This is a genomic window from Polaromonas sp. P1_F1 (genome assembly GCF_056405795.1).
On the sequence record NZ_JBFUBJ010000008.1, the window covers coordinates 1 to 17424 of the forward strand.

Annotated in this window: 13 protein-coding genes and 1 tRNA gene; all 14 read left to right on the forward strand. The window is 59.5% G+C overall.

Going from position 1 to position 17424, the window contains the following annotated elements; all coding sequences use genetic code 11:
* Positions 1–1146: elongation factor Tu (tuf, locus tag AC1DZE_RS18995; protein WP_477670199.1), on the forward strand; the 1146-nt coding region annotated here is incomplete at its 5' end.
* 17 nt (positions 1147–1163) lie between these two features.
* Positions 1164–1239: transfer RNA gene (locus AC1DZE_RS19000), tRNA-Trp, on the forward strand.
* A gap of 132 nt (positions 1240–1371) precedes the next feature.
* Positions 1372–1755, forward strand: a complete 384-nt coding sequence (gene secE / locus AC1DZE_RS19005) for a preprotein translocase subunit SecE (RefSeq protein ID WP_477670198.1) — start codon at positions 1372–1374, stop codon at positions 1753–1755.
* Positions 1756–1823: 68 nt separating this feature from the next.
* Positions 1824–2351, forward strand: coding sequence for a transcription termination/antitermination protein NusG (gene nusG, locus AC1DZE_RS19010; RefSeq protein WP_228778638.1), 528 nt, complete (start codon positions 1824–1826; stop codon positions 2349–2351).
* Between the two features lie 141 nt (positions 2352–2492).
* The gene (gene rplK, locus AC1DZE_RS19015; RefSeq protein WP_007871338.1) at positions 2493–2927 is read left to right on the forward strand and encodes a 50S ribosomal protein L11; all 435 of its coding nucleotides are present in this window, start codon (positions 2493–2495) and stop codon (positions 2925–2927) included.
* On the forward strand, positions 2924–3619 hold the full coding sequence (gene rplA / locus AC1DZE_RS19020) for a 50S ribosomal protein L1 (RefSeq protein WP_457282626.1): 696 nt from the start codon (positions 2924–2926) through the stop codon (positions 3617–3619). Before rplK ends, rplA begins: the two co-directional genes overlap by 4 nt.
* 262 nt (positions 3620–3881) lie before the next feature.
* On the forward strand, positions 3882–4412 hold the full coding sequence (rplJ, locus tag AC1DZE_RS19025) for a 50S ribosomal protein L10 (protein ID WP_457282627.1): 531 nt from the start codon (positions 3882–3884) through the stop codon (positions 4410–4412).
* A 29-nt stretch (positions 4413–4441) separates the two neighbouring features.
* Positions 4442–4819, forward strand: coding sequence for a 50S ribosomal protein L7/L12 (rplL, locus tag AC1DZE_RS19030; RefSeq protein ID WP_431094480.1), 378 nt, complete (start codon positions 4442–4444; stop codon positions 4817–4819).
* A 255-nt stretch (positions 4820–5074) separates the two neighbouring features.
* On the forward strand, positions 5075–9187 hold the full coding sequence (gene rpoB, locus AC1DZE_RS19035) for a DNA-directed RNA polymerase subunit beta (protein ID WP_457306669.1): 4113 nt from the start codon (positions 5075–5077) through the stop codon (positions 9185–9187).
* Positions 9188–9214: 27 nt separating this feature from the next.
* Positions 9215–13435, forward strand: a complete 4221-nt coding sequence (rpoC, locus tag AC1DZE_RS19040) for a DNA-directed RNA polymerase subunit beta' (protein ID WP_477670196.1) — start codon at positions 9215–9217, stop codon at positions 13433–13435.
* A gap of 296 nt (positions 13436–13731) precedes the next feature.
* On the forward strand, positions 13732–14325 hold the full coding sequence (locus AC1DZE_RS19045; protein WP_477670195.1) for a LemA family protein: 594 nt from the start codon (positions 13732–13734) through the stop codon (positions 14323–14325).
* 182 nt (positions 14326–14507) lie between these two features.
* Complete coding sequence (locus tag AC1DZE_RS19050; RefSeq protein WP_477670194.1) at positions 14508–15512, forward strand: M48 family metalloprotease; 1005 nt, start codon at positions 14508–14510, stop codon at positions 15510–15512.
* A gap of 162 nt (positions 15513–15674) precedes the next feature.
* Positions 15675–16025, forward strand: a complete 351-nt coding sequence (locus tag AC1DZE_RS19055; RefSeq protein ID WP_477670193.1) for a c-type cytochrome — start codon at positions 15675–15677, stop codon at positions 16023–16025.
* A 12-nt stretch (positions 16026–16037) separates the two neighbouring features.
* Entirely contained in the window at positions 16038–17348 is a 1311-nt protein-coding gene (locus tag AC1DZE_RS19060; RefSeq protein WP_477670192.1) for an NAD(P)/FAD-dependent oxidoreductase, read from the forward strand.
* Positions 17349–17424 lie beyond the last annotated feature (76 nt).

Below are 17424 nucleotides of genomic sequence, written 5' to 3' on the forward strand. Positions count from 1 at the left end.
GGCACGATTGGCCACGTGGACCATGGCAAGACGACGCTGACGGCGGCGATCACGACCGTTCTGGCATCCAAGTTCGGCGGCGAAGCCAAGGGCTACGACCAAATTGACGCGGCACCCGAAGAAAAGGCACGCGGCATCACCATCAACACCGCCCACGTCGAGTACGAAACGGCCAACCGCCACTACGCCCACGTCGACTGCCCCGGCCACGCCGACTATGTGAAGAACATGATCACCGGCGCTGCCCAGATGGACGGCGCCATTTTGGTGTGCTCCGCCGCTGACGGCCCCATGCCCCAGACCCGCGAGCACATCCTGCTGGCCCGCCAGGTGGGCGTGCCTTACATCATCGTGTTCCTGAACAAGTGCGACATGGTTGACGACGCCGAGCTGCTCGAGCTCGTCGAAATGGAAGTGCGCGAGTTGCTGGACAAGTACGACTTCCCCGGCGACAAGACCCCCATCATCCACGGCAGCGCCAAGCTCGCCATGGAAGGCGACAAGGGTCCCCTGGGCGAAGAAGCCATCATGAAGCTGGCCGAAGCGCTGGACACCTACATTCCCCTGCCAGAGCGCGCTGTTGACGGCGCCTTCCTGATGCCCGTGGAAGACGTGTTCTCCATCTCCGGCCGCGGCACCGTCGTGACCGGCCGTGTCGAGCGCGGTGTGATCAAGGTCGGCGAAGAAATCGAAATCGTCGGTATTGCCGACACGCAAAAGACCACCTGCACCGGCGTTGAAATGTTCCGCAAGCTGCTGGATCAAGGACAGGCCGGCGACAACGTCGGTATCCTCTTGCGCGGCACCAAGCGCGAAGACGTGCAGCGCGGCCAGGTGCTGTGCAAGCCCGGCTCCATCAAGCCGCACACGCACTTCACCGGCGAGATCTACGTTCTCTCCAAGGACGAAGGCGGCCGCCACACGCCATTCTTCAACAACTACCGCCCCCAGTTCTACTTCCGCACGACGGACGTGACCGGTGCGATCGAGTTGCCAGAAGGCAAGGAAATGGTCATGCCAGGCGATAACGTGTCGATCACCGTCAAGCTGATCAACCCGATCGCCATGGAAGAAGGCCTGCGCTTTGCCATCCGCGAAGGCGGCAAGACCGTCGGCGCCGGCGTCGTTGCCAAAATCATTGCGTAATTTGTAAGGTTTGATGGAGGGGTATAGCTCAATTGGCAGAGCGTCGGTCTCCAAAACCGAAGGTTGTAGGTTCGATTCCTACTGCCCCTGCCACCCGGCTTTGATGAGTGTCGATGCTGAGGGTGGTTTGAAAAGATAAAAAGCAAGCCCGCCAGGAGTCAAAAACTCCAGGTGGGCTTAAGCGTCTGCAGAGACGCATGAAGATTGAACAGGAAATCGGCGACCATGGCCTCTTCTCAAGTTGAAACCGTCAGTACCAACGCCGACAAGGCCAAGTTGGCTGTGGCTGTCGCGCTGGTGCTGGCCTCGCTGGTGGGCTTCTATTTCTTTGCCAAGCAGGGTCAATTAGCCCAGTGGGGTGCCTTGATTGCTGGTTTGGTGGCGGCGATTGCTGTGTTCATGACCTCGGAGTCGGGCAGGCAATTTGTGGCTTTTGGGCGTGACTCATGGCGCGAGGTCCGGAAAGTTGTCTGGCCGGCTCGTAAAGAAGCCATCCAGATGACGGCCTATGTATTCGGTTTTGTGGTGATCATGGCCTTGTTCTTGTGGCTTACGGACAAAACGCTCGAATGGGTGTTTTACGACCTGATCCTGGGATGGAAAAAATAATGAGCGATCTGAACGGCACGGTAGTCAGCGAAGTGGCGGCGGGAACGTCTCTCACGCCGACCCCAGGCATGCAGTGGTATGTCGTCCATGCCTATTCCGGCATGGAAAAAGCGGTCGAGCGCAACATCGTTGAGCGCATCAACCGCGCGGGCATGCAGTCCAAGTTTGGTCGTTTCCTGGTGCCCACTGAAGAGGTGGTTGAGATCAAGAACGGTCAGAAGAAGACGACCGAGCGCCGGTTTTTTCCGGGCTATGTGCTGGTTGAAATGGTCATGGATGATGAGACCTGGCATCTGGTGAAGCACACCAACAAGGTGACGGGTTTTGTCGGTGGCGCCAAGAATCGCCCGGCCCCGATCTCCGAGGAAGACGTTCAAAAGATCGTCAGCCAGATGCAGGTCGGTACCGAGAAGCCGCGCCACAAGGTCGAGTTTGAAACTGGCGAATACGTCCGCGTCAAGGATGGTCCTTTCACCGACTTCAACGGTACGGTGGAAGAGGTTAACTACGACAAAAACAAGGTGCGTGTGTCGGTCACGATCTTCGGGCGTGCCACACCGGTAGAGCTGGAATTCAGCCAGATCGAAAAAACGTAATTTCGATTCGGTAGATAATTTCGCGCCTTGCAACTCGGCGCGAAACGGTCCTTGCGGACTGTTTTTGAGTTGTGTAACCCCCGGGGAGCCCGGACCTGCCTTTGGCAGCGTTCAGGCGTTATGACCCGCAAGGAGAAAAGTATGGCGAAAAAAATCGTCGGCTTTATCAAGCTGCAAGTGCCAGCTGGTAAGGCTAACCCGTCCCCCCCGATCGGCCCTGCGCTCGGTCAGCGTGGCCTGAACATCATGGAATTCTGCAAGGCATTCAATGCGCAGACCCAGGGTGTTGAGCCAGGCTTGCCACTGCCTGTGGTGATCACAGCATTTGCTGACAAGAGTTTTACCTTCGTCATCAAGACGCCTCCGGCAGGCGTCCTGATCAAAAAAGCTATCAAGCTCGACAAGGGTTCGTCCACGCCGCACACGGTGAAGGTTGGCAAGATTTCCCGCGCGCAGCTTGAAGAAATCGCCAAGACCAAAATGAAAGACATGACGGCTGCTGACCTTGACGCTGCAGTTCGCACGATTGCCGGTACGGCCCGCTCCATGGGTGTGTCGGTGGAGGGTGTTGTATGAGCAAGCTGACCAAACGCCAGAAGACTATTGGCGACAAAATCGACAGCAACAAGCTGTACGCGATTTCCGATGCCCTCGGCCTCGTGAAGGAATTCGCTGTCGCCAAGTTCGATGAATCCATCGACGTGGCTGTCCAGCTCGGCATCGATGCCAAGAAATCCGACCAGGTCGTTCGCGGCGCTGTCGTGCTGCCAAACGGCACCGGCAAGACCAAGCGCGTGGCCGTGTTCGCCCAGGGTGCCAAGGCTGAAGAAGCCAAAGCCGCCGGCGCAGACATCGTCGGCATGGATGATCTTGCTGCTGAAATCAAGGCCGGCAAGATGGATTTCGACGTGGTGATTGCTTCCCCCGATGCGATGCGCATCGTGGGTACGCTGGGCCAGGTGCTCGGTCCCCGCGGCCTGATGCCTAACCCCAAGGTTGGCACCGTGACGCCTGACGTGGCGCAAGCCGTCAAGAACGCCAAAGCCGGCCAGGTTCAGTTCCGTGTCGACAAGGCCGGTATTGTTCATGGCACGATTGGCCGCCGCTCGTTCGACACCGCCAAGTTGCAAGGCAATCTGGCTGCACTGATCGACGCGTTGCAAAAAGCCAAACCGGCTTCGAGCAAGGGCGTGTATTTGAAGAAAGTTGCGGTTTCGTCAACGATGGGTGTGGGCGTTCGCGTCGACACGCAAACCATCGCAGCGTAATCGCAGAAATTTGGGCAACCCGCAGGGGTTGTTCAATGTGGTGGGCTGCCGGGGTTCGCTCCGGCAGGTCATCCAAGACCGTTGGCGTGGCAGGCTTTTTGGGCTTGCCGCTTAATCGAAAGACAGCCAACGCAGATGGCGGTCCCGCTGCAGATGGTTTTGCAAAGAATCTGAAACAGTTGGTCGCTGAACATGAGCGTGTTGAAGGGCGAGGGGGATGCAAGTCACCCGAACCTGACCACACATTTTTAAGGAGTAGACCTTGAGTCTCAACCGCAGTGAGAAACAAGCCGTCATTGATGAAGTGACTGGCCTCGCCGCTAAAGCTCAAACGCTCGTGATGGCGGAATACCGTGGTATCACGGTCGCTGACATGACCCGTCTGCGCAGCCAAGCCCGCGACAAAGGCGTGAACCTGAGTGTTCTGAAGAACACCCTGGCTCGCCGTGCCGTGGCAGGCAGTGCATTCGAAGTCGTGTCCGACCAGATGACCGGTCCGCTGATCTATGGCTTTTCCACGGATGCCGTGGCTGCTGCAAAAGTAGTCGCTGACTTCGCAAAAACCAATGACAAATTGGTGATTCGCGGTGGTGCATTTGGCGGTAAATCCCTGGACGTGAACGGCGTGAAGCAACTGGCCAACATTCCCTCCAAGGAAGTGTTGCTCGCCCAGTTGTGTGGCTTGCTGATGTCGCCTATGTCGCGTACGGCCGTTGTGCTGGGCGCCCTGGCGGCCAAAAAGGGCGGCGGCGCAGCCGATGCCCCCGCAGCAGCTGAAGCTGTAGCAGCGTAATTTGTACCCAACTTTTTAGGAAATTCAAAATGGCATTCGATAAAGACGCATTTTTGACCGCGCTGGATAGCATGACGGTCCTCGAACTCAACGAATTGGTGAAATCCATCGAAGAGAAATTTGGCGTGAGCGCAGCTGCGATGGCTGCTCCCGCTGCTGGCGGTGGCGGCGGTGCTGCTGCAGCTGCTGAAGAGAAGACCGACTTCAATGTCGTGCTGCTCGAAGCTGGCGCCAACAAGGTGTCGGTCATCAAGGCCGTTCGCGAAATCACCGGTCTGGGCCTGAAAGAAGCCAAGGACCTGGTTGACGGTGCTCCGAAGAACGTCAAGGAAGGCGCTCCAAAGGCTGACGCAGAAGCTGCGAAGAAGAAGCTCGAAGAAGCCGGCGCGAAAGTCGAACTCAAGTAATTCTTGGTGTTTGAGAAGGCTGGAAGACCGTAGTCGGGCTTCCAGCCTTTCGTGTTTCAAGGAACACACCGAAAAGCAGACTTAACCGTCTGCTTTCCAGTGTTTTCTGACCCCGACTGCAGAAAACGCCTTGGTTCGGGTGACGTGCAATGCGTCACCGTCCGCCATGGTTGGTAGTGGCCAACCACCAAGCTGCCTGAATACGTGGTGTATTCGGGCACGAGAGTCGCCAGAGCCCATCAACGCGGAGAACTCATGGCCTATTCCTACACCGAACGTAAACGCATCCGCAAAAGCTTCGGCAACCGCGAAAGCGTGTTGACTGTTCCCTATTTGCTGCAAATGCAGAAAGACGCGTACACAGCGTTCCTGCAAGCCGACCGTGCACCTCAAAAGCGCACCGTTGAAGGCCTGCAGGCAGCGTTTGAAAACGCTTTCCCCATCGTCTCGCACAATGGTTTTGTCGAGATGAAATTCATCGAGTACAACCTGGCCAAGCCGGCGTTTGACGTGCGTGAATGCCAGACCCGTGGACTCACTTTCGCCTCGGCCGTGCGCGCCAAGGTGCAGCTGATCATTTATGACCGCGAATCCTCCACATCGCAGTCCAAGGTGGTCAAGGAAGTCAAAGAGCAAGAGGTTTATATGGGCGAAGTGCCGCTCATGACCGACAAGGGCTCTTTTGTGATCAACGGGACCGAGCGCGTGATCGTGTCCCAGTTGCACCGTTCACCTGGCGTGTTTTTTGAACACGACAAGGGCAAGACCCACAGCTCGGGCAAACTCCTGTTTTCGGCCCGCATCATTCCCTACCGCGGTTCGTGGCTCGACTTCGAGTTCGACCCCAAAGACATCCTGTACTTCCGGGTTGACCGTCGTCGCAAGATGCCCGTCACGATTCTGCTCAAGGCCATTGGCCTGAACCCGGAATCCATCCTGGCCAATTTCTTTGTGTTCGACAATTTCCGCCTGATGGACAGCGGTGCACAGATGGAATTCGTGGCCGAGCGCATGCGCGGTGAAGTGGCCCGTTTCGACATTACCGACAAAAACGGCAAGGTCGTGGTCGCGAAAGACAAGCGCATCACCGTTCGCCATACCCGCGAGCTGGAGCAAAGTGGCACCACGACGATCAGCGTTCCCGAAGATTTCCTGATCGGCCGTGTGGTCGCCAAGAACATCGTTGATGCTGAGACCGGTGAGATCATCGCCAAGGCCAATGATGAACTGAGCGAAGTGCTGCTGAAAAAGCTGCGCGTTGCCGGTGTGCAGGATCTGCAGGTTTTGTATACCAATGAACTCGACCAGGGTTCGTACATTTCCCAGACCCTGCGCTCCGACGAAACCGCGGACGAATTTGCTGCGCGCGTCGCCATCTACCGCATGATGCGTCCCGGCGAGCCGCCCACCGAAGATGCCGTGCAGGCCCTGTTCCAGCGCTTGTTCTACAACCCGGATACCTACGATCTGTCCAAGGTCGGCCGCATGAAGTTCAACGCCCGCGTCGGCCGCGATTCTTCCACCGGCCCCATGGTCATGACCAACGAGGACATCCTTGCTGTCGTCAAAATCCTGGTGGATCTGCGCAACGGCAACGGCGAAGTCGATGACATTGACCACCTCGGCAACCGCCGCGTGCGTTGTGTCGGCGAACTCGCTGAAAACCAGTACCGTACTGGTCTGGCACGTATCGAAAAGGCCGTGAAAGAGCGCCTCGGCCAGGCCGAGCAAGAGCCGCTGATGCCGCACGACCTCATCAACAGCAAGCCGATTTCGGCTGCGCTGAAAGAGTTCTTCGGTGCATCGCAACTCTCGCAGTTCATGGACCAGACCAACCCGCTGGCCGAAATCACCCACAAGCGCCGTGTTTCGGCCCTTGGCCCGGGCGGTTTGACCCGCGAACGCGCCGGCTTTGAAGTGCGTGACGTGCACGTCACCCATTACGGACGCGTCTGCCCGATTGAAACGCCTGAAGGTCCGAACATCGGCCTGATCAACTCGCTGGCCCTGTATGCCCGCCTCAACGAATACGGTTTCATTGAAACGCCGTATCGCCGTGTGGTGGACGCCAAGATCACCGACCAGATCGACTACCTGTCGGCCATCGAAGAAGGCAAATACGTCATCGCCCAGGCCAACGCGGCTCTGGATGATGCAGGCAAGCTGACCGGTGACCTCGTGTCTGCCCGGGAAAACGGTGAGTCCGTCCTGGTGGGCGCAGAACGCGTCCAGTACATGGACGTGTCTCCTGCACAGATCGTCTCGGTGGCGGCTTCCCTGGTTCCGTTCCTGGAGCACGATGACGCCAACCGCGCTTTGATGGGCGCCAACATGTCCCGTCAGGCCGTGCCTGTACTTCGTCCCGAAAAGCCGCTGGTCGGCACGGGCATTGAGCGGGTTGCTGCGGTTGACTCCGGCACCGTGGTGACTGCCAACCGTGGCGGTGTGGTGGACTACGTTGATGCCACCCGCATCGTGGTGCGCGTGAATGATGCAGAAGCCCTCGCCGGCGAAGTCGGTGTGGACATCTACAATCTGATCAAGTACCAGCGTTCCAACCAGAACACCAACATCCACCAGCGTCCTATCGTCAAGATCGGCGACAAGCTGGCCAAGGGTGATGTGATTGCCGACGGTGCATCGACTGACCTGGGCGAAATCGCCATTGGCCAGAACATGCTGATCGCGTTCATGCCGTGGAACGGCTACAACTTCGAGGATTCGATCCTGATTTCCGAGCGCGTGGTGGCTGAAGACCGCTACACCTCGATTCACATCGAAGAACTCGTCGTGATGGCCCGTGACACCAAGCTGGGTGCCGAAGAAATCACGCGCGACATTCCCAACCTGTCCGAGCAACAGCTGAACCGCCTCGACGAATCCGGCATCATTTATGTCGGCGCTGAAGTCCAGCCGGGCGACACGCTGGTCGGCAAGGTCACGCCCAAGGGCGAGACCACGCTGACACCGGAAGAAAAGCTGCTACGCGCCATCTTCGGCGAAAAGGCCAGCGATGTGAAAGACACCTCGCTGCGCGTGAGCCAGGGCTCGCAAGGCACCGTGATCGACGTGCAGGTCTTCACCCGTGAAGGCATTGTGCGCGACAAGCGTGCCCAGCAGATCATCGACGACGAACTCAAGCGTTTCCGCCTGGACCTGAACGACCAGCTGCGCATTGTGGAAGCCGACGCCTTCGACCGCATCGAAAAGCTGTTGATCGGCAAGGTTGCCAATGGCGGTCCGAAGAAGCTGGCCAAGGGCACCAAGATCGACAAGGCCTATTTGGCCGATGTCGAGAAGTACCACTGGTTTGACATTCGTCCTGCCGATGACGAAGTGGCTGCGCAGCTCGAAAGCGTCAAGAACTCGATGGAGCAGACGCGCCACAGCTTTGACCTGTCTTTCGAAGAAAAGCGCAAGAAACTCACGCAGGGCGACGAATTGCCAGCGGGCGTGCTCAAGATGGTCAAGGTTTACCTTGCCGTCAAGCGCCGCCTGCAGCCTGGCGACAAGATGGCTGGCCGTCACGGCAACAAGGGTGTCGTGTCCAAGATCGTTCCGGTCGAAGATATGCCGCACATGGCCGATGGCACACCGTGCGACATCGTGCTGAACCCGCTGGGCGTGCCTTCGCGGATGAACGTGGGCCAGGTGCTTGAGGTGCATCTGGGCTGGGCCGCCAAGGGCCTGGGCCATCGCATTGGGGACATGCTGCAAGCCGAAGCCAAGGTGCAGGAAATCCGCAAGTTCATGGAAACGATCTACAACAAGTCAGGCCGCGCAGAGGACCTGGCGAAGTTGTCGGATACCGACATCATCGAGATGGCCGGCAACCTGACCACCGGCGTGCCTTTTGCCACTCCCGTGTTTGACGGTGCTTCCGAGGCCGAGATCATGGGCATGCTCCAGCTGGCTTATCCGGACGACATTGCCAAGGCCAAGGGCCTGACGGCGACACGTACCCAGGCTCAGTTGTATGACGGCCGCACGGGCGATGCGTTCGAGCGCACGACCACGGTGGGCTACATGCACTTCCTGAAACTTCACCATCTGGTGGACGACAAGATGCACGCGCGCTCGACCGGTCCTTACTCGCTCGTTACCCAGCAGCCGCTGGGCGGCAAGGCGCAGTTCGGTGGACAGCGTTTCGGCGAGATGGAGGTCTGGGCGCTGGAAGCGTACGGCGCCGCCTACACGCTGCAGGAAATGCTCACCGTCAAGTCCGACGACGTACAGGGCCGCACCAAGGTCTACGAAAGCATCGTCAAGGGCGAGCACGCGATCACGGCCGGCATGCCCGAGTCGTTCAACGTGCTGGTCAAGGAAATCCGCTCGCTCGGTATCGACATCGAACTCGAACGCAGCTAATCAACAGGAAAGAAAAGGATTTAACTCATGAAATCATTACTCGACCTGTTCAAGCAATTCACGCCGGATGAGCATTTCGATGCCATCAAGATCGGCATGGCTTCGCCCGAAAAGATCCGCTCGTGGTCTTTCGGCGAAGTGAAGAAGCCTGAAACCATCAACTACCGTACCTTCAAGCCGGAGCGCGACGGTCTTTTTTGCGCCAAGATCTTTGGCCCCATCAAGGACTACGAATGCCTGTGCGGCAAGTACAAGCGCCTGAAGCATCGCGGTGTCATCTGCGAAAAGTGCGGCGTTGAAGTCACGCAGACCAAGGTTCGCCGCGAGCGCATGGGTCACATCGACCTGGCCGCACCGTGTGCGCACATCTGGTTCCTGAAGTCGTTGCCGTCGCGCCTGGGCCTGGTGCTCGACATGACGCTGCGCGACATCGAACGCGTGCTGTACTTCGAAGCATATGTCGTTACCGATCCCGGCATGACCCCGCTGAAGAAATTCAGCATCATGTCGGAAGACGACTATGACGCCAAGCGCAAGGAATACGGTGATGAATACACCGCCAAGATGGGTGCCGAAGGCATCAAGGACCTGCTCGAAGGGCTGGATCTCGACGTTGAAATCGAGAAGCTGCGCAATGACCTGACCGGCTCCGAAATCAAGATCAAGAAAAACGCCAAGCGCTTGAAATTGATGGAAGCGTTCAAGAAGTCCGGCATCAAGCCGGGCTGGATGGTGCTGGACGTGCTGCCTGTACTGCCGCCGGACCTGCGTCCGCTGGTGCCGCTGGACGGCGGCCGTTTTGCGACCTCCGACCTGAACGACCTGTATCGCCGCGTGATCAACCGCAACAGCCGTCTGCGCCGTTTGCTGGAGCTGAAAGCGCCTGAAATCATTGCCCGCAATGAAAAGCGCATGCTGCAGGAAGCCGTCGACTCGCTGCTCGACAACGGCCGCCGTGGCAAGGCCATGACGGGCGCCAACAAGCGCGCACTGAAGTCGCTGGCCGACATGATCAAGGGCAAGTCAGGCCGTTTCCGCCAGAATTTGCTGGGCAAACGCGTCGACTACTCCGGCCGTTCCGTGATCACCGTGGGCCCAACACTCAAGCTGCACCAGTGCGGCTTGCCCAAGCTCATGGCGCTGGAACTGTTCAAGCCCTTCATCTTTGCGCAGCTTGAGTCGCGCGGCATCGCCACGACGATCAAGGCAGCCAAGAAGGAAGTCGAATCCGGCACGCCAGTGGTGTGGGATATCCTGGAAGAGGTGATCAAAGAGCACCCTGTGATGCTGAACCGTGCGCCTACGCTGCACCGTTTGGGCATTCAGGCCTTTGAACCCATCCTGATCGAGGGCAAAGCCATCCAGCTGCACCCGCTCGTCTGTTCGGCCTTCAATGCCGACTTCGACGGTGACCAAATGGCTGTCCACGTACCGCTGTCGGTAGAAGCACAGATGGAAGCCCGCACCCTGATGCTGGCTTCGAACAACATCCTGTTCCCTGCCAACGGTGAGCCCTCCATCGTCCCGTCGCAAGACGTGGTGCTGGGCCTGTACTACACGACCCGCGACCGTACCAACGGCAAGGGCGAAGGCCTGGTGTTCTCCGACACTGGCGAAGTGCGCCGCGCATTTGACGCAGGTGAGCTTGACCTGAACGCCCGCATCAGCGTGCGCCTGACCGAGTACACCAAAGACAAGGCCACAGGCGAATTTGTGCCGTCGACCAAGCTGTGGGAAACCACGGGCGGCCGTGCACTGCTGTCCGAGATCCTGCCCAAAGGTTTGCCTTTCTCCAACATCAACAAGGCGTTGAAGAAAAAGGAAATCTCCAAGCTGATCAACGTGTCTTTCCGCAAGTGCGGATTGAAAGAGACCGTGGTGTTTGCCGACAAGCTGCTGCAGTCGGGCTTCCGCCTGGCGACAAAAGCCGGCATCTCGATCTGCATCGACGACATGCTGATCCCCAAGGAAAAGCCCGCCATCATTGCGCGCGCACAAAAGGAAGTCAAAGAAATCGAGCAGCAGTATGTCTCGGGTCTCGTGACGTCCGGCGAGCGCTACAACAAGGTGGTCGATATCTGGGGCAAGTCCGGCGACGAAGTGTCCAAGGTCATGATGGCCCAGCTTTCGAAAGAAAAAGTGCTGGACCGCAATGGCAAGGAAGTCGAGCAGGAGTCCTTCAACTCCATCTACATGATGGCCGACTCCGGCGCCCGCGGCTCTGCTGCGCAGATTCGCCAGGTCGCCGGTATGCGCGGTTTGATGGCCAAGCCTGACGGCTCCATCATCGAAACGCCGATTACCGCCAACTTCCGTGAAGGCCTGAACGTGCTGGAGTACTTTATCTCCACCCACGGCGCCCGTAAGGGTCTGGCCGATACGGCGCTGAAAACGGCCAACTCCGGCTACCTGACCCGCCGCCTTTGCGACGTGGTTCAGGATCTGGTGGTCACCGAAGAAGACTGCGGCACGCAAGAGGGTTCACTCATGCGCGCCATCGTCGAGGGCGGTGAAGTCATTGAATCGCTGCGCGACCGTATCCTCGGCCGCACGGCGGTCGAAGACATCCTGCACCCGGAAAACCGCTCGGTGCTGGCCAAGGCCGGGATCATGCTGGACGAAGACCTGATCGAAGAGCTCGAAGCAGCCGGCGTGGACGAAGTGAAAGTGCGTACTGCGCTGACCTGCGAAACCCGTTTCGGCCTGTGCGCCAAGTGCTATGGCCGGGATCTGGGCCGCGGCGGCCTCATCAACATCGGTGAAGCGGTCGGTATCATCGCCGCGCAGTCGATCGGTGAGCCCGGCACGCAGCTGACGATGCGTACCTTCCACATCGGCGGCGCCGCATCGCGCGCAGCGATTGCCTCCAGCGTCGAAGCCAAGTCCAACGGCGTGATCGGCTTCAATGCGCCGATGCGCTATGTGACCAACAGCAAGGGCGAGCTGGTCGTGATCGCCCGTTCCGGCGAGATCATCATCCATGATGAGCACGGCCGCGAGCGTGAGCGCCACAAGGTGCCTTATGGCGCCACGTTGACCGTCAAGGCCGACCAGACCATCAAGGCCGGCGCCATTCTGGCCAACTGGGATCCGCTGACGCGCCCCATCATTACCGAGTTCGCCGGCAAGGTGGCCTTCGAGAATGTGGAAGAAGGCGTGACGGTTGCCAAGCAGGTCGACGATGTGACGGGTCTGTCCACCCTGGTGGTGATCGATCCGAAACGCCGCGGCGCCACGAAGGTGATCCGCCCGCAGGTCAAGCTGATTGACGCCTCCGGCCACGAAGTCAAGATCCCCGGCACCGATCACTCGGTGACGATTGGCTTCCAGGTGGGCGCGCTGGTCCAGGTGCGCGACGGCCAGGACGTGGGCCCCGGCGAAGTGCTGGCCCGTATCCCGATCGAAGGCCAGAAGACCCGCGACATTACCGGCGGTCTGCCGCGTGTTGCTGAGCTCTTCGAAGCCCGTACGCCGAAAGACAAGGGTACGCTGGCTGAAATGACCGGTACTGTGTCCTTCGGTAAAGAAACCAAAGGCAAGGTTCGCCTGCAGATCACCGACCCTGAAGGCAAGGTCTGGGAAGATCTCGTGCCCAAGGAGAAGAACATCCTGGTGCACGAAGGCCAGGTGGTCAACAAGGGCGAGTCGATTGTGGACGGCCCGGCCGACCCGCAAGACATCTTGCGCCTGCTGGGTATGGAAGAGCTGGCCCGCTACATCGTCGACGAAGTGCAGGATGTTTACCGTCTGCAGGGCGTGAAGATCAACGACAAGCACATTGAAGTGATTGTTCGCCAGATGCTGCGCCGCGTGGTCGTTGAAAACGTGGGTGATTCCAGCTACATCGCTGGTGAACAGGTCGAGCGTTCTGCCATGCTGGATGCCAACGACGCCTTGCGCGCTGACGGCAAGATTCCGGCAACGTTCAGCAACTTGCTGCTCGGTATCACCAAGGCTTCGCTGTCGACCGATTCGTTCATTTCCGCGGCTTCCTTCCAGGAAACCACCCGCGTGCTCACCGAGGCTGCCATCATGGGCAAGCGCGACGAGTTGCGTGGCCTGAAAGAAAACGTGATCGTCGGCCGCCTGATTCCTGCCGGTACCGGCATGGCCTACCACGAGGCACGCAAAGCCAAGGACCAGATGGACGATGCAGAGCGCCGTGCCATTGCTGAAGCCGAAGCGGCCGAGCTCGAAGCCATGCCCGCCGCAGCCGAAGCGGGTGGCGACAGTGCGGCTACCGAGTAAGCCAGACTGACTCCCGCGCCGCAAAAGGCGCAAGGCCCCACATCCCGCAAGGGTGTGGGGCTTTTTTTATGGGCAGGACGGCCGCCACGTGGCAATAATGCAGACGGGAATTTAAGCGAAATTTGGGTTTTGCGCATATCGGGTGTGCGTAACCAGCTATCAAAATCATAGCGTTTTCATGGTATTCAAAAGCAGCCTGCCAACTTGCCGTTTGAGCCCAAAAACAGTTAACCTCGCGGCAGTCGCCCGCCGAGCTGTCGGGTGAGTGTCAGCTCATGTCGCACCAAGGAATATCCATGCCTCTTAGCACGCTTGTTTTCGTCATTGTGTTTGCCTTGCTGGTTTTCTGGGCCGTAGGCGCCTACAACCGGCTGGTTCGGCTGAAAAACATCATTGCCAACGCTTTCGCCCAGATCGATGTGCAGCTCAAGCGCCGCTACGACCTGATTCCCAATCTGGTCGAAGCCGCCAAAAAATACCTGCAGCATGAGCAAAGCACGCTTGAGGCGGTGATGCTTGCGCGCAACCAGGCACGCGCGGCCAGCGATGCGGTGCGCAGCCGCCCTGCCAATGCCGGCGCCGTTGTGGCGCTGGCCGCTGCCGAACAGTCGCTGGACGGCAGCCTGGGGCGGCTTTTTGCCGTAGCCGAGGCCTACCCCGAACTCAAGGCCGACCAGACCATTCGTGAACTCAGCGAAGAGCTCACCAGCACCGAAAACAAGGTTGGTTTTGCCAGGCAGGCTTATAACGATGCCGTGCTGGACTACAACAATGCGCAGGGGCAGTTTCCCGCGCTGCTGATTGCCCGCACGTTTGGGTTCGCGCCTTCAGCCATGCTGCGCGCAACCGAAACACCGGCCGAGCGCCAGGCTGTGCGTGTCCAGTTCTGAAAACGTGGCCCCCACGCTTGTCACTTCGTGTACCACGCGAGGCCTTGCAGGTCGCGGCTCGCGAGACGCTTCGCCTGCGGCCCGGCAAAGCCGGTTCCGCGGTCCTGGCTGGTTTGGATCCTCTGTAAGCTGCCTGCGTGCTCCTCGGGTATTGAAGGGTGAGATGACCCGAGGGGCTGTGAATGCGCTTTTTTGAGCGCCAGGAGACAGCGCGCGGGCAGACCACGCGGCTGCTAGTGCTGTTCGGCTTGACGGTGCTTGCGCTGGTTGTGGCCGTCAATGCCGCGCTGGCGCTCACCTGGCGTCTCGTGGCCTCCGGCTTCAGTGGCTACCCCGGCTACTTCTTTGCGGTCAACACGGGCATGACCCTGCTGTTCGTGTTTGGCGGCTGGTGGCTGGAAACCTCTGCGCTGAAGGGCGGCGGTGAGAAGCTGGCGCGCCGTGCGGGTGCCCGGGAAGCCTGGCCAGCCAGCCGGGAGGCCGAACAAAAGCTGTGCAACATCGTGAGTGAGCTGGCTATTGCCGCCAGCATGCGGCCGCCCCAGGCCATGGTGCTCGACCGGGAAGAGGGCATCAATGCGTTTGCCACCGGCTGGGATGAGGACGACTCGGTGGTGGCGGTAACGCGCGGTGCACTGGAGTACCTGACACGCGACGAGCTGCAGGGCTTGGTGGCGCATGAATTCAGCCATATACGCGAAGGCGATACGCGTCTGAACATGCGGCTGGCCGGTATGGTGTTCGGGCTTGAGATGGTCTTCAACCTCGGACGCAGCATGTGCGCGCAGAACGACAGCGGCGGGCGTTCTTTCCTTGCCTTGCCCGGCTTTGCCATCATGACCACAGGCTCGCTCGGATGGCTTGCGGGGCGTGCACTGAAGGCGGCGGTGTCGCGCCAGCGCGAGTTCCTGGCAGATGCGCGAGCCGTGCAGTTCACGCGCAGCAAGGATGGCCTGGGTGGCGTGCTGCGCAAGGTGGCAGGCCAGCAGGCGCAGGGGCTGATGCCGCGCAGCGTGCACCCGGCCGTGCAGCACATGCTGCTGGTGGGCCTCCGTGCAGATACCCATTGGTTTGCCAGCCATCCGCCGTTGGCTGAGCGCATCCGCCGCATCTATGGCCGGTCAATGGAGGCGCTTCCCACGCAGCGTGATGATGAAATGCCAACGCGACCGGACGCCATTTTCTAGATTCGCCATGGCAGCAATAACTTTCCAATAAGCACATCGCCATTAGGTTGAACGGCAGGGCCCCAGCTGCTGCCGAGTACTGGATACTCCCTATAGGGTGCAGAGGGCGCCACGTTAAATTGTCAGTTGAAAAGGCGGCTGCCCAAAACGATAGGAGAACCTATGAGAACGTTACGTCTTCCAATATCCAGGAGGCTCAAGCGCCTTGCGCTGCCTTTGCTCTGCCTTGCGCTCGCCCCCATGGCGCATGCGCAAGACGCCGGCACCAAAGAAACGCTTTACGCCAGGGGTCTGGCGGCAACCTGTGCAAACTGTCACGGTACCAATGGCAAAGTGGTTCAGGGTTCCGCGGTCACCTCACTTGCAGGCCTCGACAAGGGTTACATCGTTGCGCAGATGAATGCCTTCAAGGCCGGCACGCGGCCCGCCACGGTGATGCACCAGATCAGCAAGGGTTTCAATGATGCGCAGATCGAGTCGCTGGCCACCTACTTTGCTGCACAGAAGAAGTAAGGAAAAGACACCATGAATACGCCTCTTCACTCCCCTTCGTTAGCAGGCTTCAGGCGCCGCTCTTTCCTGCAGTCAACGGCAGCCCTGGGTTTGCTAGGGCTGGCCGGCGGCGCCAGCACCGCTGAACCGTCCAAGGCCAGGGTTGTGGTGATTGGCGGCGGCTACGGCGGCGCCACGGCTGCCAAATATGTGCGCCTGCTGTCGGACAACAAAATCGACGTGGTGCTGATCGAGCCGCAGGACGCCTTTATCTCCTGCCCCATCTCCAACCTCGTGCTCAGCGGCGGCAAGCAGATCGGCGACATTACGACGTCTTATGCAGGCCTGTCGCGCAACCACGGCATCACCGTGGTGAAAGACTACGCCAGCGCCATCGACACCGTGAAGAAAACCGTCACGCTGGCTCGCGGCGCCACCATCGCGTATGACAAGCTGGTGGTCTCGCCCGGTGTGGAGCTGATATTCGGCAGCATAGAGGGCCTGAAGGCCGCCAACGACTCGGGCCGGATCCTGCAGGCCTGGAAGGCCGGTGCGGAAACCCTCGCGCTGCGCCGGCAGCTGGAGGCCATGCCTAACGGTGGTGTATATGCCATCACCATTCCCGAAGCACCTTACCGCTGCCCACCCGGCCCGTACGAACGCGCCAGCGTCATTGCTGGCTATTTCAAGGCCGCCAAACCGCGCAGCAAGGTGCTCATCCTTGATGCCAATCCGGACGTCACATCCAAAGGGCCGCTCTTCAAGAAAGTATGGGCCGAGCAGTACAAAGGCATCATCGAATACCGCGGCCAGCACAAGGCCACCGCGGTTGACGCCAAAGCCGGGATCATCAAGTTCGATGTGCAGGACGATGTCAAGGCCAACGTGCTGAATGTGCTGCCTTCCATGCGTGCCGGCACGATTGCCGTGCAGGCGAGCCTCAACAACCAGGCCAACAACCGCTGGTGCGGCGTGAATTACCTGACGTTTGAATCCACTGCCGCAAAGGATGTGCATGTGCTCGGCGACTCCATTCAGGTCGCGCCCGCCATGCCCAAGAGCGGCCACATGGCCAACAACCACGGCAAGGTGGCGGCCGCCGCGATCGTGGCCCAGCTCTCGGGCTGGGACGTCAACCCCGCGCCCATGCTCACCAATACCTGCTACAGCTTTGTCGACAACAAGAATGTGATCCATGTGGCCAGCGTGCATGAGTATGTGGTGGCAGAGAAAACTTTCAAGGCGGTAGCCGGCTCCGGCGGCGTCAGCGCCGGGCCTACCGAACTTGAGGGCGTCTACGCGCTGAACTGGGCCAGCAATATCTGGGCAGATAGTCTCAGTTAGCCCCCACGGTCGTTCGCTTCGCGTAACTCCCTGCCCCCCGAGGGGGCCGCTGCGCCTGCGGTCCGGCAAAGCCGGT

Bases quoted from the DNA above. Each gene is read 5' to 3' on its own strand.
- rpoB (WP_457306669.1), top strand. From the start codon at position 5,075: ATGGCCTATTCCTACACCGAACGTAAACGCATCCGCAAAAGCTTCGGC.
- secE (WP_477670198.1), top strand. From the start codon at position 1,372: ATGGCCTCTTCTCAAGTTGAAACCGTCAGTACCAACGCCGACAAGGCC.
- rpoC (WP_477670196.1), top strand. From the start codon at position 9,215: ATGAAATCATTACTCGACCTGTTCAAGCAATTCACGCCGGATGAGCAT.
- nusG (WP_228778638.1), top strand. From the start codon at position 1,824: ATGCAGTGGTATGTCGTCCATGCCTATTCCGGCATGGAAAAAGCGGTC.
- AC1DZE_RS19060 (WP_477670192.1), top strand. From the start codon at position 16,038: ATGAATACGCCTCTTCACTCCCCTTCGTTAGCAGGCTTCAGGCGCCGC.
- rplA (WP_457282626.1), top strand. From the start codon at position 2,924: ATGAGCAAGCTGACCAAACGCCAGAAGACTATTGGCGACAAAATCGAC.
- AC1DZE_RS19045 (WP_477670195.1), top strand. From the start codon at position 13,732: ATGCCTCTTAGCACGCTTGTTTTCGTCATTGTGTTTGCCTTGCTGGTT.
- AC1DZE_RS19050 (WP_477670194.1), top strand. From the start codon at position 14,508: ATGCGCTTTTTTGAGCGCCAGGAGACAGCGCGCGGGCAGACCACGCGG.
- AC1DZE_RS19055 (WP_477670193.1), top strand. From the start codon at position 15,675: ATGAGAACGTTACGTCTTCCAATATCCAGGAGGCTCAAGCGCCTTGCG.
- rplL (WP_431094480.1), top strand. From the start codon at position 4,442: ATGGCATTCGATAAAGACGCATTTTTGACCGCGCTGGATAGCATGACG.
- rplK (WP_007871338.1), top strand. From the start codon at position 2,493: ATGGCGAAAAAAATCGTCGGCTTTATCAAGCTGCAAGTGCCAGCTGGT.